Origin of the sequence: Streptomyces sp. NPDC056169, from assembly GCF_042268445.1 — a bacterium.
Classification (GTDB): Bacteria; Actinomycetota; Actinomycetes; order Streptomycetales; family Streptomycetaceae; genus Streptomyces.
Genome location: NZ_JBHJUO010000026.1, coordinates 58,860 through 79,904, shown reverse-complemented (window position 1 = coordinate 79,904; position 21,045 = coordinate 58,860). Strand labels below are relative to the sequence as shown.

At 73.4% G+C, this 21,045-nt stretch carries 20 protein-coding genes; 12 read left to right on the top strand and 8 right to left on the bottom strand.

The window, feature by feature from the left end:
• Positions 1-28: 28 nt before the first annotated feature.
• Both pheS and pheT read left to right on the top strand, forming a co-directional pair.
• Complete coding sequence (gene pheS, locus ACFC0G_RS34730; RefSeq protein WP_317593859.1) at positions 29-1,156, top strand: phenylalanine--tRNA ligase subunit alpha; 1,128 nt, start codon at positions 29-31, stop codon at positions 1,154-1,156.
• The gene (pheT, locus tag ACFC0G_RS34725) at positions 1,156-3,684 is read left to right on the top strand and encodes a phenylalanine--tRNA ligase subunit beta (RefSeq protein ID WP_376411415.1); all 2,529 of its coding nucleotides are present in this window, start codon (positions 1,156-1,158) and stop codon (positions 3,682-3,684) included. The genes pheS and pheT overlap by 1 nt, the downstream gene beginning before the upstream one ends.
• Before the next feature lie 86 nt (positions 3,685-3,770).
• Here the strand turns inward: pheT and ACFC0G_RS34720 are convergent, their stop codons facing one another.
• Both ACFC0G_RS34720 and ACFC0G_RS34715 read right to left on the bottom strand, forming a co-directional pair.
• A complete protein-coding gene (locus ACFC0G_RS34720; RefSeq protein WP_376411413.1) occupies positions 3,771-4,496 on the bottom strand; it encodes a hypothetical protein in 726 nt (241 codons plus the stop codon).
• Positions 4,497-4,537: 41 nt separating this feature from the next.
• Positions 4,538-5,119, bottom strand: coding sequence for a hypothetical protein (locus tag ACFC0G_RS34715; protein ID WP_376411411.1), 582 nt, complete (start codon positions 5,117-5,119; stop codon positions 4,538-4,540).
• Between the two features lie 313 nt (positions 5,120-5,432).
• On the opposite strand from ACFC0G_RS34715, the gene ACFC0G_RS34710 reads away from it, so the two are divergent.
• From ACFC0G_RS34710 to ACFC0G_RS34700, 3 genes are all read left to right on the top strand, one after another.
• Entirely contained in the window at positions 5,433-6,500 is a 1,068-nt protein-coding gene (locus ACFC0G_RS34710; RefSeq protein ID WP_376411408.1) for a PP2C family protein-serine/threonine phosphatase, read from the top strand.
• Positions 6,501-6,791: 291 nt separating this feature from the next.
• Positions 6,792-8,135, top strand: a complete 1,344-nt coding sequence (locus ACFC0G_RS34705; protein WP_376411405.1) for a transcriptional regulator — start codon at positions 6,792-6,794, stop codon at positions 8,133-8,135.
• Between the two features lie 62 nt (positions 8,136-8,197).
• Entirely contained in the window at positions 8,198-8,728 is a 531-nt protein-coding gene (locus ACFC0G_RS34700; protein ID WP_376411403.1) for an NUDIX hydrolase, read from the top strand.
• Between the two features lie 83 nt (positions 8,729-8,811).
• On the opposite strand, the gene ACFC0G_RS34695 is transcribed toward ACFC0G_RS34700, so the two are convergent.
• Positions 8,812-9,672 carry a 3-hydroxybutyryl-CoA dehydrogenase gene (locus ACFC0G_RS34695; protein ID WP_376411400.1) on the bottom strand — a complete coding sequence of 287 codons (861 nt, stop codon included), beginning with the start codon at positions 9,670-9,672 and terminating at the stop codon, positions 8,812-8,814.
• A gap of 197 nt (positions 9,673-9,869) precedes the next feature.
• Here ACFC0G_RS34695 and ACFC0G_RS34690 point away from each other — a divergent pair, with 197 nt between their 5' ends.
• Positions 9,870-11,156, top strand: a complete 1,287-nt coding sequence (locus tag ACFC0G_RS34690; RefSeq protein ID WP_376411397.1) for a glycoside hydrolase family 10 protein — start codon at positions 9,870-9,872, stop codon at positions 11,154-11,156.
• On the opposite strand, the gene ACFC0G_RS34685 is transcribed toward ACFC0G_RS34690, so the two are convergent.
• Together ACFC0G_RS34685 and ACFC0G_RS34680 are read right to left on the bottom strand one after the other, a co-directional pair.
• The gene (locus ACFC0G_RS34685; RefSeq protein ID WP_376411394.1) at positions 11,132-11,335 is read right to left on the bottom strand and encodes a DUF1918 domain-containing protein; all 204 of its coding nucleotides are present in this window, start codon (positions 11,333-11,335) and stop codon (positions 11,132-11,134) included. The two genes, ACFC0G_RS34690 and ACFC0G_RS34685, sit on opposite strands and share 25 nt — an antisense overlap.
• 83 nt (positions 11,336-11,418) lie before the next feature.
• A complete protein-coding gene (locus tag ACFC0G_RS34680) occupies positions 11,419-12,399 on the bottom strand; it encodes a DMT family transporter (protein WP_376411391.1) in 981 nt (326 codons plus the stop codon).
• On the opposite strand from ACFC0G_RS34680, the gene ACFC0G_RS34675 reads away from it, so the two are divergent.
• From ACFC0G_RS34675 to ACFC0G_RS34660, 4 genes are all read left to right on the top strand, one after another.
• Entirely contained in the window at positions 12,398-13,831 is a 1,434-nt protein-coding gene (locus tag ACFC0G_RS34675; RefSeq protein WP_376411388.1) for a PLP-dependent aminotransferase family protein, read from the top strand. The genes ACFC0G_RS34680 and ACFC0G_RS34675 overlap by 2 nt on opposite strands.
• Before the next feature lie 104 nt (positions 13,832-13,935).
• A complete protein-coding gene (locus tag ACFC0G_RS34670; protein ID WP_376411385.1) occupies positions 13,936-14,397 on the top strand; it encodes a GNAT family N-acetyltransferase in 462 nt (153 codons plus the stop codon).
• A gap of 69 nt (positions 14,398-14,466) precedes the next feature.
• A complete protein-coding gene (locus ACFC0G_RS34665; protein WP_376411382.1) occupies positions 14,467-15,042 on the top strand; it encodes a histidine phosphatase family protein in 576 nt (191 codons plus the stop codon).
• A gap of 117 nt (positions 15,043-15,159) precedes the next feature.
• Positions 15,160-16,341 carry a methyltransferase gene (locus ACFC0G_RS34660; protein ID WP_376411379.1) on the top strand — a complete coding sequence of 394 codons (1,182 nt, stop codon included), beginning with the start codon at positions 15,160-15,162 and terminating at the stop codon, positions 16,339-16,341.
• A gap of 4 nt (positions 16,342-16,345) precedes the next feature.
• Here ACFC0G_RS34660 and ACFC0G_RS34655 read toward each other — a convergent pair whose 3' ends face one another.
• Positions 16,346-16,747, bottom strand: coding sequence for a VOC family protein (locus tag ACFC0G_RS34655; protein ID WP_376411376.1), 402 nt, complete (start codon positions 16,745-16,747; stop codon positions 16,346-16,348).
• Between the two features lie 132 nt (positions 16,748-16,879).
• Between ACFC0G_RS34655 and ACFC0G_RS34650 the strand changes: the two genes are divergently transcribed.
• A complete protein-coding gene (locus ACFC0G_RS34650) occupies positions 16,880-17,902 on the top strand; it encodes an MDR family NADP-dependent oxidoreductase (RefSeq protein WP_376411374.1) in 1,023 nt (340 codons plus the stop codon).
• A 44-nt stretch (positions 17,903-17,946) separates the two neighbouring features.
• Positions 17,947-18,375, top strand: coding sequence for a MerR family transcriptional regulator (locus ACFC0G_RS34645; RefSeq protein ID WP_376411488.1), 429 nt, complete (start codon positions 17,947-17,949; stop codon positions 18,373-18,375).
• On the opposite strand, the gene ACFC0G_RS34640 is transcribed toward ACFC0G_RS34645, so the two are convergent.
• Together ACFC0G_RS34640 and ACFC0G_RS34635 are read right to left on the bottom strand one after the other, a co-directional pair.
• Positions 18,362-19,960 carry an ABC-F family ATP-binding cassette domain-containing protein gene (locus ACFC0G_RS34640; protein WP_376411371.1) on the bottom strand — a complete coding sequence of 533 codons (1,599 nt, stop codon included), beginning with the start codon at positions 19,958-19,960 and terminating at the stop codon, positions 18,362-18,364. The two genes, ACFC0G_RS34645 and ACFC0G_RS34640, sit on opposite strands and share 14 nt — an antisense overlap.
• A 151-nt stretch (positions 19,961-20,111) precedes the next feature.
• On the bottom strand, positions 20,112-21,023 hold the full coding sequence (locus ACFC0G_RS34635) for a DUF4440 domain-containing protein (protein ID WP_376411368.1): 912 nt from the start codon (positions 21,021-21,023) through the stop codon (positions 20,112-20,114).
• Positions 21,024-21,045 lie beyond the last annotated feature (22 nt).

The following is a 21,045-nucleotide window of genomic DNA, read 5'->3' as shown; positions in this document are numbered from 1 at the left end:
AGCCAGCCAAACGGAAGCACGGGAAGAGATGTCGGCACCGAATAAGTCGTACGACCCGGTCGAGGTCGAGGCCTTGAAACCGGAAGAGATCGAGCGCATGCGGGACGAGGCGCTCGCCGCCTTCGCGGCCGCTGGCGACCTCGACGCACTCGCGCACGCGAAGACCGCGCACACCGGCGGCACCTCGCCGCTGGCGCTCGCCAACCGCGAGATCGGCGCCCTGCCCCCGCAGGCCAAGGCCGCCGCCGGAAAGGTCGTGGGCCAGGCCCGCGGCGCCGTCTCCAAGGCGCTCGCGGCCCGCCAGACCGAGCTGGAGGCCGAGCGGGACGCCCGCGTCCTCGTCGAGGAGGCCGTCGACGTCACCCTGCCGTACGACCGTGTCCCGGCCGGCGCCCGGCACCCGCTGACCACGCTCATGGAGCGCGTCGCGGACGTCTTCGTCTCCATGGGGTACGAGGTCGCCGAGGGCCCTGAGGTCGAGGCGGAGTGGTTCAACTTCGACGCCCTCAACTTCGTCCCGGACCACCCGGCGCGCCAGATGCAGGACACGTTCTTCATCCAGGGCCCTGAGGGCACCACGGGTGACGAGTCCGGTGTCGTCCTGCGCACGCACACCTCGCCGGTCCAGGCCCGCACGCTCCTCGACCGGGAGCCCCCGGTCTACGTCGTGTGCCCCGGCCGCGTCTACCGCACCGACGAGCTCGACGCCACGCACACCCCGGTCTTCCACCAGATCGAGCTGCTCGCCGTCGACGAGGGCCTGACCATGGCCGACCTCAAGGGCACCCTGGACCACATGGTCCAGGCGCTCTTCGGCCCGGACATGAAGACCCGGCTCCGCCCGAACTTCTTCCCCTTCACCGAGCCGTCCGCCGAGATGGACATGCTCTGCTACGTCTGCCGCGGCGAGTCCGTCGGCAACCCGGACCGCCCCTGCCGCACCTGCGGCAGCGAGGGCTGGATCGAGCTCGGCGGCTGCGGCATGGTCAACCCGAAGGTGCTCGTCGCCTGCGGTGTGGACCCCGAGAAGTACAGCGGATTCGCCTTCGGGTTCGGCATCGAGCGGATGCTGATGTTCCGCCACAACGTCGACGACATGCGAGACATGGTCGAGGGTGACGTCCGGTTCACCCGACCGTTCGGGATGGAGATCTGATGCGGGTCCCGCTTTCTTGGCTGCGGGAGTACGTCGACCTGCCGGCGACGGAGACCGGCCGAGACGTCCAGGCCAAACTCATTTCGGCAGGCCTCGAGGTCGAGACCGTCGAGCAGCTCGGCACCGGCCTGACCGGTCCCCTGGTGGTCGGCAAGGTCCTCACCATCGAGGAACTGACGGAGTTCAAGAAGCCCATCCGCTTCTGCACCGTCGACGTCGGCCAGGCCAACGGCACCGGCGAGCCCCAGGAGATCATCTGCGGCGCCCGGAACTTCGCCGTCGGCGACAAGGTCGTCGTGGCCCTGCCCGGCGCCGTCCTCCCCGGTGACTTCCGGATCGCCGAGCGCAAGACGTACGGCCGGGTCTCCCGCGGCATGATCTGCTCCGGCGACGAGCTGGGCATGGGCGACGACGGCACGCACGGCATCATCGTGCTCCCGCCGGAGTACGAGATCGGCATCGACGCCACGGTCCTCCTGGAGCTGTACGACGAGGTCCTCGACATCGCCGTCACCCCGGACCGCGGCTACTGCCTTTCGATGCGCGGCGTCGCCCGCGAGACGGCCACCGCGTACGGCCTGCCGCTGCGCGACCCGGCGCTCCTCGACGTGCCCGCGCCGAACGCGTACGGCTACCCGGTCCAGGTCTCCGACCCGATCGGCTGCGACCGCTTCACCGCCCGCACCGTCGTCGGTGTGGCCCCGGAGGCCCGCACCCCGATCTGGATGCAGCGCCGCCTCCAGAAGGCCGGCATGCGCACCGTCTCGCTCGCCGTCGACATCACCAACTACGTGATGATGGAGCTGGGCACCCCGCTGCACGCCTACGACCGCACCCGGCTCGACGGTCCCATCGGGGTCCGCCGTGCCGCCCTCGGAGAGACGATCACCACGCTCGACGGAGTCAAGCGCGTCCTCGACTCCGGGGACCTGCTGATCACCGACAACAGCGGCCCGATCGCGCTGGCCGGCGTGATGGGCGGCGCCCACACGGAGATCGCCGACCCGGTGACCGACCCCGAGACGGGCATCGTCACGGGCACCACCGAGGTCGTCATCGAGGCGGCCCACTTCGATGCGATCACCATCGCCCGGACCTCGCGCCGCCACAAGCTGTCGACCGAGGGTTCCAAGCGCTGGGAGCGTGGCGTGGACCCGAAGGCGCCCAGCGCCGCCGCGCAGCGCTGCGTCGACCTGCTCGTGCTGCTCGCGGGCGGCACCGCCGAGGCCGGCGTCACCGAGATCAGCGCCCCGTCCGCGCCGCGCACGATCACCATGCCGGCGAACCACCCGGACAAGGTCGGGGGCGTCGACTACGGCCGCGAGACCGTCGTCCGCCGCCTCCAGGAGGTCGGCTGCGACGTCTACGGCCAGGACGAGCTCGTCGTCACCGTGCCCTCGTGGCGCCCCGACCTCAACGAGCCGAACGACCTCGCCGAAGAGGTCATCCGCCTGGAGGGCTACGAGAACCTGCCCTCCACGCTGCCGAAGCCCCCGGCCGGCCGCGGGCTCACCGAGCGCCAGCGCACCCACCGCCGCGTGGGCCGCGCCCTGGCAGGCGCCGGTTACGTCGAGGCGCTGAACTACCCGTTCATCGGCGAGCAGGCCCTCGACAACCTCGGCCTCGACGCGGACGACGCCCGTCGCCGGCTCGTGACCCTGGTCAACCCGCTCTCGGACGAGGAGCCCGCGCTCCGTACGACGCTGCTCCCGGGCCTGCTCGGTGCGCTCCGCCGCAACGACAGCCGGGGCAGTCACGACCTGGCGCTCTTCGAGACCGGTCTCGTCTTCCGGCCCGAGGGACAGCCCGGCGTCGCCGTCCGGCTGCCCGTCGACCGCCGTCCCACCGCCGAGGAGGTCGCCGAGGTCAACGCCGCGCTGCCCGCGCAGCCGCGCCGCGCCGCGGTCGTCCTCGCCGGTGCGCGCGAGCAGGCCGGCTGGTGGGGCAAGGGCCGTCCGTCCGACTGGGCCGACGCGGTCGAGGCAGGCCGGAGCGTGGCCGCCGAGGCCGGGGTCGAGCTGATCATCAGCGCCGACCAGCACGCCCCGTGGCACCCGGGCCGCTGCGCCGCGTTCCACGTCGAGGTCGACGGCGAGAAGGTCCTCGTCGGCCACGCCGGCGAGCTCCACCCGCGCGTCGTGAAGGCCTTCGGTCTTCCGGCCCGCAGCTGCGCGATGGAGATCGACCTGGACCTCCTGGAGAAGGCGAACGAGGGCCCCCTGAAGGCCCCTCGTATCTCCTCCTTCCCGGTCGCCACCCAGGACGTCGCCCTGGTCGTCGCCACGGAGGTCCCGTCCGCCGACGTCGAGGCCGCCCTCACCGAGGGCGCGGGTGAACTCCTGGAGTCCATCCGCCTGTTCGACGTCTACACCGGCGACCAGCTCGACGAGGGCACCAAGTCCCTGGCGTACGCCCTGAAGTTCCGCGCCACGGACCGCACCCTCACGGTCGACGAGGCCACCGCGGCCCGCGACGCGGCGGTCGCCCTGGCCGCCGAGCGCACGGGCGCCGTCCTGCGCGGCGCCTGAGCGACACGGCAGAGCAGCACGAGGAGGGCCGCCCCGGGGATTCCCGGGGCGGCCCTCCGCCGTTCTCCGGCTGCCGGGGGCGATGCCTAGCCCGGGGGCTTCGCGCAATAGTGGAAGTAGTAGGAGAAGGCCAGCGCGTCCGTCGAGGTGAACTGGCCGCCCTTGACGAACTCCGCCACCGCGAAGGCCTTCACCTGGATGCCCTGCGCGTACGTGAGCCAACGGACGGCCCTGTCAAGGAATTCGGGATTCCAGCTCGTGGCCAGGTTCGCCCGAGTCTTCTCCCCGATCGTCCCCAGCGCGCTGTCCAGGTGGTCGTGCCCTTCGACGGGTACGCCGAGCCGCTCCTTCTGGTCGTTGGAGAGCAGGGCCCACACCTCGCCGCACGCCACGTCCTCGATCGTTTCTTTCGCCACCCTCCTCATGTCGAGCTGCAGCTGCACCCATGTGCGAAGAGGGGTGCCCTCGACGGGGACGACGGCGGCGTACGCCACGTTGATCGCATCCAGCTCGACCGCCAGCCGCTGTCCTCGGACGACGGCCGCCACGACCGCCTCCGGCGGGTCTGCGGGGACCGCCGACAAGAGTTCGTCCAGTCTCGTCTTCTGCGAGGTCAGCTCGGTCAGCACGGTCGTCTCCCCGGGGCGGTACGTCTCCACGAGTCTCGTGCCCCGGCTGAAGACGTCGTCGAAACTCCTCATCCACGCAACGGGGTTCGGCACGGGCGGGGGCGGGAGGGCGGCGCCGCCCAGAGCGAGCACGCAGAGAACGGCTGCCACGACGACGGCGAGGAAGCGGAGTGAGCGGAACACGAGGCCTCCCTCCGAAGGGCCCCCACGCGCACCGGGTCGCTCTAGGGAGTGAGCGGACCGACCACGATGTGTCCGGAGCGGGACTCGCACGCCCGGAGAATTCCGCCGCACGTGAGGTCGTCCGCCGTGCTGGACGTCCAACTCTGCTCGCCCAGAACGCGACCGGGTGCACTCGTCGGGCTCCAGCCGAAACTGAACACGATCCGGTACGTGCCCTCGCTCGTGGGCGGTTGGATCCAGACCATGGGCAGGGGGATCTCGTTCTCGCCGGGGAGGATCTGACCTCGGTGCATCTGGTGGGCGACATCGACCCATTGAGAGCCGTTCCACCGCTGGAGGTCATAGGCGGCCACGACGTTCTGCGCGTCCGTGGCCGGAACGGCAGCAGAGCGGAACACCCGAGGCACGGCGCCGGCGTGGAACGTGAGTCGCTGGTCCTGCGCGGTGTTGCCGACGTCGGACACCTGGACCTGGGGCAGTACCACCTGACCGGGCTGCCCGGCCGTCGTGTCGGGAGCATAGGCGGAGGCCGGAGCCGCGGTGCCCAGCGATCCGAACACGAACGCGGCGGTGAGCGCGACCGACGTGGCCAGCACACGGGGGGAGTTGAGGAACTTCATCATGAGCGGCCTCACATGTGACGATCACGGGGCCTCTTCAAGACTTCCTCCTTCAGATTATGCCCGCGCTCCTCATCTCGCTCGCTCAGCCGCCCAGCGACCCTCGGGTCGCACGCCGGACGGGTATTCGGCCACGCGTGCGCGTGGCGGAGCCCTGGCGAAAGGCGGCGCGCCGGGGGTGCTCACTCCTTCGGGTGAGATCGCCGGGGGGTGTTCCCCCGTGGCCCGTACGGTCGGCAGAATCGACGCGGCCGCAGGGGCGGACCTGTGGGCCGCAGGGCCTTCGGGCGCTGTCGGGGCTCGGGAAGGGCCGTGCATGATCCGTTCCAGGTCGTTGGTCTCCGCTGGCTCCCGGCTCCGCCGGCTGGCCCCGCTCGCTCTTCCCACCGCCTGGGGTGCGGTGGCCGTGGTGTGGAAGTTCGGCTGTCCGCTGGCCCGGCAGCCGGGGCTGCCCATGCGGATCGCCACCAGCGTCGTCTTCCTCACCGTCGGTACCGGGCTCGTCCTCGGTGTCCGGCGGGGGTTCGTGCGCGAGTTGGCCCGGGTGCGGGCCGTCGCCGATGCCACGCAGCAGGTGCTGCTCAGGCCGCCCCCGGCGCGGCTCGACGGACTGGCGCTCGCCGCCGGGCAGTTGTCGGCCTCGCGGGGCGCGTCCGTCGGCGGGGATCTGTACGAGGCGGTGGCCACCCCGTACGGCGTGCGGATCGTCGTCGGGGACGTGCGGGGCCACGGCCTCGCCGCGCTCGGTGCCGTGGTCGCCGTGCTGGGGAGCGTTCGCGAGGCCGCCCATGACGAAGCGGAACTCGGCGGTGTCCTGCGGCGGTTGGAGCGGGCGCTCGAACGGCATCTGCGGGAGCGGGCGCGTGACGAGCACCCGGCGCGGAGCGGGGTGGAGCCGGAGCATCCGGTGGCCGAGGAGTTCGTGACCCTGCTGCTCCTGGAGGTCGCGGCCGACGGGCGGCTCTCCGTGCTCAACTGCGGTCACCCCGGCCCGTACCGCATCGGAGGGCGGGTGGAGCGGCTGCCGCTCGGCGACCCGCTTCCGCCGCTGGGGGTCCTTCCGCTGCCCGCCGTGCTCGCGCCGTACGCCGGTTCCCGGCTGCTTCCCGGCGAGACGATGGTCCTGTACACCGACGGGGCGGAGGAGGCCCGCGACCATCGCGGCCGGTTCTTCGCGCTCGACGCGGCCCTGGCCGGTGCGGCCGGCGAGACGCCCGCGGCGCTGGTCCGCCGGGTCCACTCGGAGCTCCTCGACCACACGGGCGGCCGGCTCGCGGACGACATCGCGCTCCTCGTCGTCCGCAACGACCGTGTCCGGGTGCCGGCGCAGCCCGCCGAACCCGGGCTGCGCCGCCCCCGGCCCGCCCCCTCCTCCCACTGTTGAGCGGAGGGGCCGGCGCCGGCGTCGCCCGCCCCGCCACGGAGTGTCGGGCAGATCAGCGGAGCGGGCGACGCGGACCGGGCGGCCGCACTGTACGAGGGGGGAGCCGGCGGCCCGGTCTTCGCCTTGCGGCGAGAAGCACAGTCAAGCGGTACGGGTCCGGGCCGGGCAGAGTGCGCGGACCGGAAGAACGGGTACTTCGTTCACACCCCGTGCGAAATCACCCGTAGGGAATCGGCCACGGGCCGGGTCCGGCACCCCCTAGGCTGAGTTCACCGAGCGACCGGAGGGGGCATGCAGCCCAACACCCTGCTCGACGCCCTGCTCGACGAAGCGGGCGTCTCCCACGCCGGGCTCGCCGCCCGCGTGAACCGGGCCGGCCGGGCCCGGGGCATTCCCCTGCGGTACGAACACACCGCCGTGGCCCGCTGGTTGAAGGGGCAGCGGCCGCGCGGCCAGGTGCCCGACCTGATCTGCGAGGTGCTCGCCGCCCGGCTGCACCGGCAGGTGACGCTGGACGACATCGGCCTCGGGGTGCCGGGCGGGCCGCCGCCCGCCTTCGGGACGCCGCTCTCCGGCTTCGTCGAGCGCGCCGCGGCCCTGTGGCGCTCCGACGAGCAGCAGCGCCCGCACATAGTCGGAGCGCAGGCCGTGACGGGTACGCCCGCGGTGATGCCGGTGTGGGAGTGGGAGAACCCGCCGGAGGACGTGGACGTCTCCCGCGACGGCCGGGGCACCACGGTGTCGGCCGCCGACATCGCCGTACTGAGCGCCGCCAGGTCCCACTACGAGCAGATGTACCGGAAGGCCGGGGGCATCGCGACGCGGGCCCGGATCGTCGGCTTCCTCACCACCGAGACCGCGCCGCTGCTGCGGGGCGCGTACAGCGACGCGCTCGGCCGGCGGCTGCACCGGGCCACCGGCGGGCTGGTGGCGGTGGCCGGGATCTGCGCGTACGACGCGGACGCGCACGGTCTCGCCCAGCGCTACTTCCACCAGGCGTTGCGGCTCGCGAAGGCCAGCGGGGACCGGGGGCTCGGCGCCTATGTGATCGCGCTCCTGGTCAACCAGTCGCTGTTCATGGGGGAGTACCGGCAGGCGGTGGCCTTCGCGGAGGCGGCGCTGCGGGCCGCCGGCCGGCAGATCACCCCGGCGCTCGCCGCCGATCTGACGGCGATGCAGGCGAAGGCGTACGCGCATCTGGGCGACGGGGCGGCCGCGCTGGCCTGCATCCGCCGGGCGGAGGCGGAGGCGGAGCGGATCAGTCCGGGGGCGGAACCGGCGGAGACCGGGTACGTCCAGCCGGGGTTCGTCAACGTGCAGGTCGCGGAGGCCCTGCTCAGTCTGGGTGATCTTCCTGCGGCCCACGAGCACGCCTCGGCGGCGGTCCGGACGCCTTCGCACGACCGGGGCCGGGTGCACCGGCTGGCCATGCTGTGCCAGATCGAGCTGCGGCGGGGCGAGGCCGACGGGGCGGCGCGCACGGCGGTGGAGATGACCGAGCGGGCCCGGGGGATGGAGTCGCGGCGGCTGCGGGACCGGCTGCGGCAGGTGCGGGAGCATCTCCTCGCGAGCGGCGGAGTCGACGCCCGGGACGCGGCGGCTCTCATCGACGGAGCGTTGCGCGTTCCCCTGTAGACCGCCAACTGCTGCGATATTGCCACCAAACAAGCACCGACCAGTCGGAAGGTGGCAAGAACGTGCAGTGGACGAAACTGAGCGAACGCTCTGTCTATGAGAATCGCTGGTTCCAGGTGAACCTCGCGGACGTCGAACTCCCGGACGGCCGCCACCTCGACCACTATCTGATCCGGCTCCGCCCGGTCGCCGTCGCGACCGTCGTCAACGAGGCCGACGAAGTCCTGATGCTCTGGCGCCACCGCTTCATCACCGACAGCTGGGGCTGGGAGCTGGCCGCCGGCGTCGTCGAGGACGGGGAGGACATCGAGAAGGCCGCCGCCCGCGAGATGGAGGAGGAGACCGGCTGGCGGCCGGGGCCGCTGCGCCATCTCCTCACCGTCGAGCCGTCGAACGGCCTCACCGATGCCCGCCACCACCTCTACTGGGCGGAACGGGCCACGTACACCGGTCCGCCCGAGGACGCGTTCGAGTCCTCACGGCGGGCGTGGATCCCGCTCAAACAGGTGCCCGACATGATCCGCCGCGGCGAGATCCCGGCCGCCAACATGGCCGCCGGGCTGCTCATGCTCCACCATCTGCGCCTCGGCTGACGCCCGGGGAAGGAGTGTCGCCGTGACATGCCGGACGGCCCGTACCTGTGCGTGTGTACGGGCCGTCCGGTGTTCGGGGGAGATCAGGAGTACGGGTAGAAGCCCGAGCCCGTCTTCCGGCCGAGCCGGCCCGCGTCCACCATGCGCTGGAGCAGCGGGGGAGCGGCGTACAGCGGCTCCTTGAACTCGGCGTACATCGAGTCGGCGATCGAGGCGATCGTGTCCAGACCGATGAGGTCGGAGAGCTTCAGCGGGCCCATCGGGTGGGCGCAGCCGAACTCCATGCCGTTGTCGATGTCGTCGCGGCTCGCGATGCCCGACTCGAACATCCGGATCGCGGAGAGCAGGTACGGCACGAGCAGGGCGTTGACGACGAAGCCGGAGCGGTCCTGCGCGCGGATCGCGTGCTTGCCCAGCGCCTTCTCGGCGAAGGCCTGCGCACGGCTGATCGTGCCCTCGGAGGTGGTGAGGGCCGGGATCAGCTCGACGAGCTTCTGCACCGGGGCCGGGTTGAAGAAGTGGATGCCGATGACATGGTCGGGGCGGGAGGTCGCCACGGCCAGCTTGACCAGCGGGATGGAGGAGGTGTTCGAGGCCAGGATGGCGTCGGGCCGGGTCATCACCTGGTCGAGCACCTGGAAGATCTCGGTCTTGACCTGCTCGTTCTCCACGACCGCCTCGATCACGAGGTCGCGGTCGGCGAACTCGCCCAGGTCGGTGGTGAAGCTGAGGCGCGCGAGCGTCGCGTCCCGCTCCTCCTCGCTGATCTTGCCGCGTTCGGCGGCCTTCGACAACGAGTTGTAGAGCCGTGTGCGGCCGAGCTCCAGCGCTTCGCCGGTGGTCTCGGCGACCTTCACCTCAAGGCCGCTCCGGGCACACACCTCTGCGATGCCCGCGCCCATCTGGCCGCAACCCACCACTCCGACGCGCTCAATGTCGGCCATGGAGTCCGTCACCTCGTGCCTTTCGCTCTTCTCTGGCGGCGGGCCCCCGTGTGATTCCGGTGCGTCCGCCTCGACCCCACGACGTTACCGCTCATTAACCGATGATCGATCGTCCGGGCCGGGCATGCTGTCCGGGTGCGTGTGACGTATCCGACAGAGGAGGGGTACAAGTGCGGCCTATCGGCAGAAGAGGGTTCGTGGCCGGTGCCACCGGGGCGGCGCTCGCGGTGACGGGAGCGACAGCGGGGGAGACGGCGGTGGCGACGGGGGAGACGGCGGTGGCCGCCGCCGCGGCCCCGAGCCGGAAGCGGCCGCACCGGCGGCGCGAGTTCCGCGGCATGTGGGTGGCCACGGTCGCCAACCGCGACTGGCCCTCCCGGTCCGGCCTCACCGCCGGGGAACAGCGCGCCGAGCTCCTCACCCACCTCGACACGGCCGTCGAGCGCCGCCTCAACACGGTGGTCCTCCAGGTCCGGCCGACCGCCGACGCCCTGTGGCCCTCGCCGTACGAGCCGTGGGCACAGTGCCTGACCGGTACGCAGGGCCGCGACCCGGGCTGGGACCCGCTGGGCACGGCCGTCGAGGAGGCCCACGCGCGGGAGCTCGAACTGCACGCCTGGTTCAACCCGTACCGCGTGGCGAATCACACGGATCCGACCCGGCTCGTCGCCGACCACCCGGCCCGGATACATCCCGATTGGGTGCTGCCGTACGGCGGGAAGCTGTACTACAACCCGGGCCTGCCGGAGGTCCGCAGCTTCGTCCAGGACGCGATGCTGGACGCGCTGAGCCGGTACGACATCGACGCCGTGCACTGGGACGACTACTTCTACCCGTACCCGGTGGCCGGGCAGGTCTTCGCCGACGACGAGGCGTACGCGCGGTACGGCGGTGATTTTCCCGACAAGGCGTCCTGGCGGCGGAACAACATCGATCTGCTGGTCTCCGAGATGTCCGCCCGGATCAGGGAGACCAGGAAGCGGAAGCCCGTGGCCTTCGGGATCAGCCCCTTCGGCGTGTGGCGGAACATCGCCACGGACCCGGAGGGCTCGGACACCCGCGCCGGAGTCCAGACGTACGACGACCTGTACGCCGACACCCGCACCTGGATCCGGGAGGGCTGGATCGACCACGTCGTCCCGCAGCTGTACTGGAACATCGGGCTGCCCGCCGCCGACTACGCGAAGCTGCTGCCCTGGTGGGACGCGGTCGTCCGCGGGACAGGCGTCGGCCTGTACATCGGCGAGGCGCTCTACAAGGCGGGCGACCCCGCCCAGCCGCCGCCCTGGCAGGACCCGAAGGAGCTGTCACGCCACCTGGAACTCGCCGCCGGGTACGGGTCGGTCGGCGGGCACTGCTTCTTCGCGGCGAAGGAGGTCGCCACGGACCGGGCCGGGGCGATGGCCGCCGTGGTGGCCGATCACTACCCGACCAGGGTCCGTCCGCCGAAGGAGAGGGCTCAGCGGGCCTCCGCCTCCGGGTGATGGCGTACGACGGTGTCGGGGCCCGGCGACATCAGGGCCTCGTGACCGTCGTCGTCGAATTTCACGCGGTACGGGGGAGTGCCGTTCTCCCCCAGTACCTGCAGAACCTCGGCCGTACGGTCGTGATGACCGACGGTGCGGCCGTGCACCAGCAGCTTGTCGCCCACACTCGCCTGCATCGGGGTGACCTCCTCGCGAACGCGCCAGTCCTACTCGGGGCCTCTGTCTGCCATTGTGACCCGGATCACCCTGATCCGTCGCGTCAGCCCTTCGCCCGCTGGGTGACCGCGATGCAGACGAGCACCCCGACGGCGGCGAGCGGGGCGGCGAGCGGCAGGCTCTCGCCGAGCAGGAAGACCGACCAGATCAGCGTGAGGAGCGGCTGGGCGAGCTGGAGCTGGCTGGCCTTGGGGATGCCGATCTCGGCCATGCCCCGGTACCAGACGTACAGGCCGAAGAACGTGGAGCCGACGGCCACCCACACCAGGCCGATGACGCCGTGGGCGGTGAGGTGGACCGGCTCGACGGACAGCGATACGGCCGAGGCGACCGCCATCAGCGGCAGGCAGAGGACCAGGGCCCAGCCGATGACCTGCCAGCCCGGCATGAGCGAAGCGAGCCGGCCGCCCTCCGTGTAGCCGGCGGCGCACACGAGCAGCGCCCCGAAGAGGTACAGGTCGCCCGTGGACACCGCGCCGCCGCTCTGCTGGAGCGTGAAGGCGATCACCACGACGGCCCCCGAGATCGCGGCGGACCAGAAGGTGCGGGACGGGCGCCGCCCGGTCCGGATCGCGGCGAACGTCGCCGTGGTGAGCGGCAGCAGGCCCACGACGACGGCGGCGTGCGAGGTGGTGGAGGTCTGCAGGGCGAGCGTGGTCAGGAGCGGGAAGCCGATCACGACACCGCCGGCGACGACGGCCAGGCCGGCCCAGTGGCGGCGCTCCGGCAGCGGCACCCGGCCGACGAGGAGGAACGTACCGGCGATGAGCGCGGCGAGCGTGGAGCGCACGGCCACCAGCGACCAGGGGCCGAAGCTCTCCAGGCCCCAGACGGTCGACGGGAAGGTCAGCGAGAAGGAGACCACGCCGAGGAGGGCGAGCAGGGTGCCGCTGCTCCGGGGAGCGAGGGCGGTCCGGCCGGTGACCGCCGCGTCCGGGGCGCCCCCGGCCCGGGGGGAAGTGCATCCCCCGGTGGCCGTGACCGCTATCGTGGTGGTGGCAGTAGCGCTATCCTGTGGTCTCATGCATGAGCGTAGCAGTGTGGCGGAACTGGCAGAATCCCTGAAGACGGAGCTCAACCGCTACTCACCTGGTGGAAAGCTGCCGTCGAGCCGGGCGCTCGTCGAGCGCTACCGCGTCTCCCCGGTCACCGTCACCCGAGCCCTCGCCCAGCTCGCCGCCGAAGGGCTCGTCGTCACCCGCCCCGGCTCCGGCGCCTTCCGTGCCGAGCCGCGCACCACCCCCGTGGCGGGGGACACCTCCTGGCAGGAGCTCGCGCTCAGCGCCGACACCGCCACCGAACTCGTCCCCCGGGCCGTCGACGCCTCCGGCGTCCTCGTCACCCTGTCCGCGCCGCCGCCCGGAGTGATCGAGTTCAACGGCGGCTACCTCCACTCCTCCCTCCAGCCCGAGCGGGCCCTCGCCGCCGCCCTCGCCCGGGCGGGCCGCCGCCCCGGGGCCTGGAGCCGGCCGCCCACCGACGGCCTGCCCGAGCTGCGCGAGTGGTTCGCCCGCGAGATCGGCGGCAGCGTCACCGCCGCCGAGGTGCTGATCACCGCGGGCGGCCAGTCCGCCATCACCACCGCCCTGCGCGCCCTCGCCCCGCCCGGCACCCCCGTGCTCGTCGAGTCGCCCACCTACCCCGGCATGCTCGCCGTCGCCCGCGCCGCCGGACTCCGCCCCGTCCCCGTACCGGCCGACGCCGACGGGGTCCGCCCCGACCTCCTCGAAGCCGCCTTCCGTGCCACCGGCGCCCGGGTCTTCGTCTGCCAGCCGCTCTTCCAGAACCCGACCGGCACCGCGCTCCCACCGGAACGGCGCCGGGAGGTCGTCCGCATCGCCCGCGCCGCAGGCGCCTTCGTCGTCGAGGACGACTTCGCCCGCCGCCTCGTCCACGACGACGCGGGTCCGCTCCCCGCGACGCTCGCCGCCGAGGACCCCGACGGTGTCGTCGTCCACGTCTGCTCGCTCACCAAGCCCACCTCGCCGAGCCTGCGCGTCGGCGCCCTCGCCGCCCGCGGCCCCGTCCTGGAACGCCTGCGCGCCATCCAGGTCGTCGACAGCTTCTTCGTCCCCCGGCCCCTCCAGGAGGCCGCCCTCGAACTCGTCGGCTCCCCGGCCTGGCACCGCCACCTCCGGGCCGTCTCCCAGGAGCTCAGGAACCGCCGGGAGGTCATGACCACCGCCGTCGCCCTCCAGATCCCCGACTTCGCCCTGCCCCGCGTCCCCTCCGGCGGCTACCACCTCTGGCTCCGCCTCCCCGACTCCGTGCCCGAGGCCTCGCTCCTCGCCACCGCCCTGCGCGCCGGCGTCGCCGTCGCCCCCGGCCGCCCCTACTTCTGCGCCGAACCCCCCGCCGGACACATCCGGCTGAGTTTCGCGGGTGTGGCGGGCCCCATCGAGATCGTGGAGGGCGTGCGCCGCCTGCGGGCGGCGGTCGACGAACTCACGGCCTGAGCCGCGGACCCGGTCCGGGCGGAGGCCCGGACCGGCCGCACCGCGCTTCCCCCGCGTGGCAAATTCACCTGACAACTTCCCGCGCCCCCTGCGACGCTGCGGCCATGAACTCCGGCACCGCATCCGCCCCCTCCGACGCCACCGTCATGCACGGGGCGTACGAGATCTCAGCCGACCCCGCCCGGATCGACGCGGCTCGCGTCCACCACTGGCTCTCCACGGACGCCTACTGGGCCCTCGGCCGACCTCGGGAGAAGCAGGACGCGGCCATCGCGGGCTCGCTCAACTTCGGCGCCTACCACCGCGAGAGCGGCGAGATGGCCGCGTACGCGCGCATCGTCACCGACTACGCCACCTTCGCCTGGCTCTGCGACGTCTACGTCGACCCGCAGGCCCGCGGCACCGGCCTCGGCACCGCGCTCGTGGCCGCCGTCCGCGACCACCTCGCACCGCACAGACTGCGCCGCATCCTGCTCGCCACCGCCGACGCGCACGGCGTGTACGAGAAGGTCGGTTTCACGCCACTGCAGAATCCGGACAAGTGGATGGCTCTCGGGCAGGAGTGACCCGGCGCCCCTCCGGTCCCGGGAAATGACCCCTTGACCTGGGAGGCCACCGGCCTCACGATCGCGGCCATGAGTCTTCGGGTCACGCTCGTCGCGGCGGCACGCAGCTCCTCCCTGCTCGCCGAACGCTTCGACGACGACCGGCCGCTCGACGAGGCCGGCTGGTACGAGGTGCAGGTCGCCGCGCCCGCGCTCATCCCGCTCGGCGCGGCCGAACTCCGCTACTGCTCCCCGACCCCGCGCAGCCGCGCCACCGGCACCGCCCTCGGCTACGCGCCGCTCGCCCAGCCCGCGCTGCGCGAGTGCGACATGGGCCGCTGGCGCGGGCTCACCCTCGCCGAGGTCGCCGCCCTCGAACCGGCCGCCGTCGACGCCTGGCTCACCGACGCCCGCGCCGCCCCGCACGGTGGGGAACCGCTCCTCGCCTTCATCACCCGCATAGGGGGCTGGCTCGACACCCGCCCCGCCGAGGACTGCTCCATCGTCGCCGTCGCCGAACCCTCCGTCGTCCGGGCCGCCCTCGTGTACGCCCTGAAGGCCCCGCCCGCCACGTACTGGAACGTCGACGTCCGCCCCCTCTCCACCGTCACCCTCACCGGCCGCCCCGGCCTCTGGCACCTCCACCTCGACGCGGCCCTCCGCTGACCTCCGAGCCGCCCCCTCCGGCGGTCCCGGCCCGGCCGGTCGTGCACCTCCCCAGCCGGCGGACGCCGACTCCATAGGTCCGCACGCGGGGCCGCGACCGGCTAGCCTGAGGGCACGATGAACCGTTTGACCACGTCATGGGGCGCCTTCACGCTGACCCGTCATCCCGAGGACCCGCGCGATCCGCTGCGGGCCTGGGACGCGTCCGACGAGTACCTCCTGGGCCATCTGGCCGAGAGCGGTACCGACCTGTCCGGCACCGTCGCCGTCCTCGGCGACCGCTGGGGAGCCCTCGTCACCGCACTCCAGGCCGCCGGGACCGGCGAGCTCGTCCAGATCTCCGACTCCTACCTCGGTCGGCAGGCCACGCGGGCCAACCTCGCGCGCGCCGGGGCCGCCCCGGACGCCGTCCGGCTGCTGACCACCCAGGACCCGCCGCCCGAGCGGATCGACGTCCTTCTCGTCCGCGTCCCCAAGAGCCTCGCGCTCCTGGAGGACCAGCTGCACCGGCTCGCACCCGCCGTGCACGAGGGCACCGTGATCGTCGGCACCGGCATGGTCAAGGACATCCACACCTCCACCCTCCGCCTCTTCGAGCGGATCCTCGGGACCACCCGCACCTCCCTCGCGGTGAAGAAGGCCCGGCTGATCCACACCACGCCCGAGTCCGGCCTCGTCCCGCGCCCGAACCCCTGGCCGCACCGGTACGCCCTCCCGGCGGACACCCCCGCGCCCGGCCTCCCCGGGCTGACCGTCACCAACCACGCCGGCGTCTTCTGCGCGGACCGCCTCGACATCGGCACCCGCTTCCTGCTCGCGAACCTGCCGGGCGACCTCGGCCGGGCCCGCGTCGCCGACCTCGGCTGCGGCAACGGCGTGGTCGGCCTCGCCATCGCCCTCCACGAACCCGACGCGGAACTGGTCTTCACCGACGAGTCGTACCAGGCGGTCGCCTCGGCCGAGGAGAACTTCCGCACCCACGTGGGCGAAGGACGCAAGGCCGAGTTCCTCGTCGGCGACGGGCTCTCGGACCTGCCCGCCGGCTCGGTCGACCTCGTCCTCAACAACCCGCCGTTCCACAGCCACCAGGCCACCACCGACCGCACGGCCCGCCGCATGTTCACCGAAGCGCGGCGCGCGCTGCGGCCGGGCGGCGAACTGTGGGTCGTCGGCAACCGCCACCTCGGCTACCACGTGACCCTCCGCCGCATCTTCGGCAACAGCGAGCTCGTCGCGAGCGACCCGAAGTTCGTGGTCATCCGGGCCGTCCGCCAGCCCGACCGGGACGACACCGCCTGAGGCGTCAGCCCCAGGTGCGGGAGCAGAGGACGAGCTGGTAGCCGTCGGGGTCGGCGACGGTGACGCCGTACTCGTCCCAGTACGGGTTGTGGGCGGGTATGCGCGTACCGCCCGCCGCGAGCAGCCGCTCTATCTGCTGCTCCTCCACGGGCGCGCCGAGGTAGACGACGAACAGGTCCTCGACGGTCGGGGCCGGCTCCACCGGGTGCTCGGGGTCGCGGGTCAGCTCGAAATGCCAGCCCCCGCCGGCCGGGCCGACCATCAGGAGGTCGTGCTCGCCGGGCTCGCGTGCAGTGGTCCGCCACTGCACGTCGAGCCCGAGCCCGTCGACGTAGAACCGCTCGGCGGCGGCGAGGTCCCGCGAGGGGCGGGCGACCCGTACATGGGTCCGCGCATCGATGATCATGCCTTCAGGCTAGGCGGATCCCGGGCGTCAGTCCCTCCGGGGTCACCCTCCCCGGCCCCGGACTTGACCCTGACGCGCGGGTCAGGGTTTACGGTCCCGGCGACCTGACCGACCCTCCCTCCGGAGCGCCCCATGACCACCCACCGCGAGATCCGGCTGCGCACCCGACCCGGCAGCGGCCTCCCCGGGCCCGAGCACCTCGACCTCGTCCGCACCCCGCTCCCCGAGCCGACCGCTCCGGACGAAGTCCTCGTCAGGAACCGCTGGTTCGTGGTCTCCGCCGCGCTGCGGACCCTCATCGGGGGAGGGGTCCCGGGCGCGCCGTTCCCCGGCATCGACCCGGGTGATCCCCTCTTCGGCGCGGCCGTCGGAGAGGTCGTGTCGGCGGCTCCCGGCACCGGCCTGCGGGCCGGGGACCTCGTCTCCCACTGGCAGGGCTGGCGCGAGTACGCGCGCGTGCCAGCCGCCTCCTGCCCCCCCCTCGGCGACGCGCTGCCCGACCCGGTCGCGCACCTCTCCCAGGGCTGGACGGCGTACGCCGCCCTCACCCGGGGCGTGGAGGTACGCGCAGGGGACACGGTCCTCGTGACCGGCGGCGCCGGTGCCGTCGGGACGATGGCCGGACAGATCGCCCGGCTCCTCGGCGCGGGCCGGGTCATCGGCAGCACCGGGACGCGCGCCAAGGCCGAGCGGCTCGTCGCCGAACTCGGCTACGACGCGGCCGTCGTCCGGGGCACGGACGTCCCCTTCGCCGAGCAGCTCGCCGCGGCCGCGCCCGAAGGCATCGACGTACTCCTCGACAACGTCGGCGGCGAGCAGCTGAGCGCGGCGGTCGACGCCGCCCGCCCCGGTGCCCGGTTCGTGCTCGTCGGCGCGCTCTCCGGCCAGCTCGACCCGCGCGGAACGGGCACCAGCGCGCGCGTGGAGCTCGACGCGTACCCGCTCATCCTCAAGCGGATCACACTGCGCGGCTTCAGCCCGCTCGACCACCCGGAGACGGGGGAGGAGTGGCGGACCCGCTTCGGCGACTGGCTCCGCGCCGGCGAGATCACCTTCCCGCACGTCAGAGTGGCGGGCATGGAACGCGCCGCCGAGGCGTTGCGTGAGGTGATGGAGGGGCGTCATCTCGGCACGGTCGTCGTCGAGTTGCCCTGACGGCGGCCGCGAAGGGGACCAATGTGACGACGGGGGCAGCCGGGATGCGGATCGGTGACGCGGCGGCAGCGGCGGGGACCACACCCCGAGCCCTGCGCTTCTACGAGCAGCGGGGCCTCCTCCCGCCGCCGGACCGCACCGCCACCGGTCAGCGGCGCTACGGTCCGGACGACGTCGCGCGCGTCCGGGTCGTGCGCGAACTCCTCTCCCTCGGGCTGACGGTCGAGGACGTCCGCGCCTGCGTGGACCGCCTGCCGCTGCTCGACGCGGCGACGATCCGCGCCCGGCAGGTCCCGGAGGGCGTCTGCTTCCGGGCGTCCCCGGTCGTCAGCCACCGGATCGCGGCCCTCGACGCGGAGATCGCCCGCCTGACGCGACAGCGCGACGAACTGGCGGCGCGCAGCGCCCCGCAGCCCGGCGCCCCGCAGCCCGGCGCCCTGCCGCCCGGGGCCCTCCCCGTCACGCCAGGGTGACGAGCTCCCGGTACTCCTCGCTCCACAGGTCCTCGTCCGCGTCCGGGAGCAGCAGGACCCGCTCCGGGCGCAGCGCGTCGAGGGCGCCCACGTCGTGCGTGACCATCACGATCGCGCCCGGGTAGGTGCCCAGGGCCGCCAGGACCTCGTCGCGGGACGCGGGGTCCAAGTTGTTCGTCGGCTCGTCGAGGAGCAGCACGTTGGCGCCGGAGTGGACCAGGGCGGCCAGCGCCAGCCGGGTCTTCTCGCCGCCGGAGAGCACCCCGGCCGGTTTGTCGGCGTCGTCGCCCCGGAACAGGAAGGCGCCGAGGACCGCCCGTACCTCACCGTCCGTCAGGTGCGGCGCGGCCGCCGCGAGGTTCTCCCGGACGGTACGGCCCCGGTCCAGCGTCTCGTGCTCCTGGGCGAAGTACCCCAGGCGCAGGCCGTGGCCGCGCACGACCCGTCCCGCGTCGGGCGTCTCCGCCCCGGCGAGGAGCCGCAGCAGCGTCGTCTTCCCGGCTCCGTTGAGCCCGAGGACGACCAGCCGGCTGCCCCGGTCGACCGCCAGGTCCACTCCGTCGACCACGGGACGTCCCCCGTACGCCTTGGTCAGCGAGACCGCACCCAGGGGCATGCGGCCGCAGGGCGCGGGCTCGGGCAGCCGGATGCGGGCGACCCGCTCGGCCTGGCGCGCGGGGTCGAGCCCGGCGAGCATCCGGTCGGCCCGGCGCGCCATGCTGCGCGCCGTCGTCGCCGTCGCGACCCGGGACTTCATGCGCTCCGCCTGCGCGTGCAGGGAGGCCGCCTTCCGCTGGGCGTTGGCCCGCTCGCGCACCCGGCGCCGCTCGTCGGCCTCCCGCTGTGCGAGGTAGGCCCGCCAGCCGGTGTTGTGGACGTCGAGCGCGGCGCGCTGCGGATCGAGGTGGAAGACGCGGTTGACGGTGTCGGCGAGGAGCCGGACGTCGTGGCTGATCAGCACCAGGCCGCCCCGGTGGGCGGTCAGGAAGGCGCGCAGCCAGCCGATCGAGTCGGCGTCCAGGTGGTTGGTCGGCTCGTCGAGGAGCAGGGTGTCCTCCGGGCCGTGACCGGCGAAGAGGATCCTGGCCAGCTCGACCCGGCGCTTCTGCCCGCCGGACAGCCGGCCGACGGGCCGGTCCATCACCTCGGCGGGCAGGCCGAGCCCGGCGGCGACCCGGGCCGCCTCCGCCTCGGCCGCGTACCCGCCACCCGCCTCGAACGCGGCCTCGGCCCGGTCGTAGGCGGCGAGCGCCCGCGCGTCGGACGCCTCGCCGAGCCGGCGGGCCGCCTCCGCGAGGCGCCGGACGGCCCGGTCGAGACCGCGCGCGGAGAGGATCCGGTCGGTGACGGACACGGCCGGGTCGGCGGCCCGCGAGTCCTGCGGGAGATGGCCGACGTTGCCGGTACGGGTGACGGTGCCGGCGGCCGGGGCGTGCAGCCCGGCCAGGGTGTCGAGCAGGGTGGTCTTGCCGGCGCCGTTGCGGCCGACGAGGCCGATCCGGTCGCCGGGGGCGATGTGGCAGGAGACGCCGGACAGCAGGAGCCGGGCGCCGACGCGCACGTCGGCACCACGAACGGTGATCATGGGATAACGCTCCGAAACAGCTGAGGGACACACGGGTGGCGTGGGTGTGGGTCCGCAGCTAGGAGATTCGGGGCGTAGACATCCGTCCAGGCTACGGGAGCGGGCACCTCGCCGCACCGGAATTTCGCCCCGGCGCGGGCCCCGCCCTCTCTCACCCGTCAGGAAAGGCCAGGTCAAGGGCGCGCACACGCTCGTCCCCCGTGGTGATGTCGAGGACGGCAATCCGGTCGTGCCGGAGCGCGAACGCCACCGCGGAGACCGGGACGCCGGCCACGAAGGCGACGAGCCCGACGGACCCGTCGATCAGCGCGGGCCTCGCCACGTCGGCGAGGCGGGCGAAGGCGGCGGCAGCCTCCGCGACGGCCGGGGCGCCGTGGACCGGCCCGCGCTCGGAGAACGCCACGGCATCCGGGGCGAGCAGCGCGGCCAGCGCGCGGGCGTCACGCGCGCGTGCCGCCGCCAGGAACCGCTCCACCACCGCCCGCTGCCGCCCCGGATCGCCGTCGGTACGCGCCGCCCTGCCGCCCCGGATCCGCTCCCGGACGCGCCGGGCACGCCGCGCCGCGTCCACGGGGGAGCCGCCGGTGACCCGCGCGGTCTCGTACGGCGGCAGCCCGAACAGGTCGTGAAGGACGTACGCGAGCCGCTCCTCGGCCCCGAAGGACTCCAGGACCACGAGCAGCGCGAGCCACACAGCGTCCGCCCCGGCAAGGCCACCGAGCGCACGGCCTCCACCCCCGTCCCCGCTCGCGAAGCCCCCGCTCCCGAGGCCCTCGCTCCCGAAGTCCTCGCTCCCGACACCCCCGCTCCCGAAGCCCCCGGGCCCCGTCCGCCCCGCCGCCACCCGCTCCTGGACGCCTCGTACGCATGCCTGCCCCACATGGGCCGCCAGCCAGCTCCGTACGGCCACCGCGCCGTCCCGCCCGAGCTCCGCCCGCACGGCCGCGAGCACGTCCTCGGCCTCGGCCCGCGACCCCGTCATCCGCAGGGCCACGCCCCGCAGCTGCTCCTGATCGGTGTCGAAGCACCTGGTCAGAGCGGTGAGCAATGTGTTGTCGTGCATGGGGCCTCACTCCTCGTCGGTT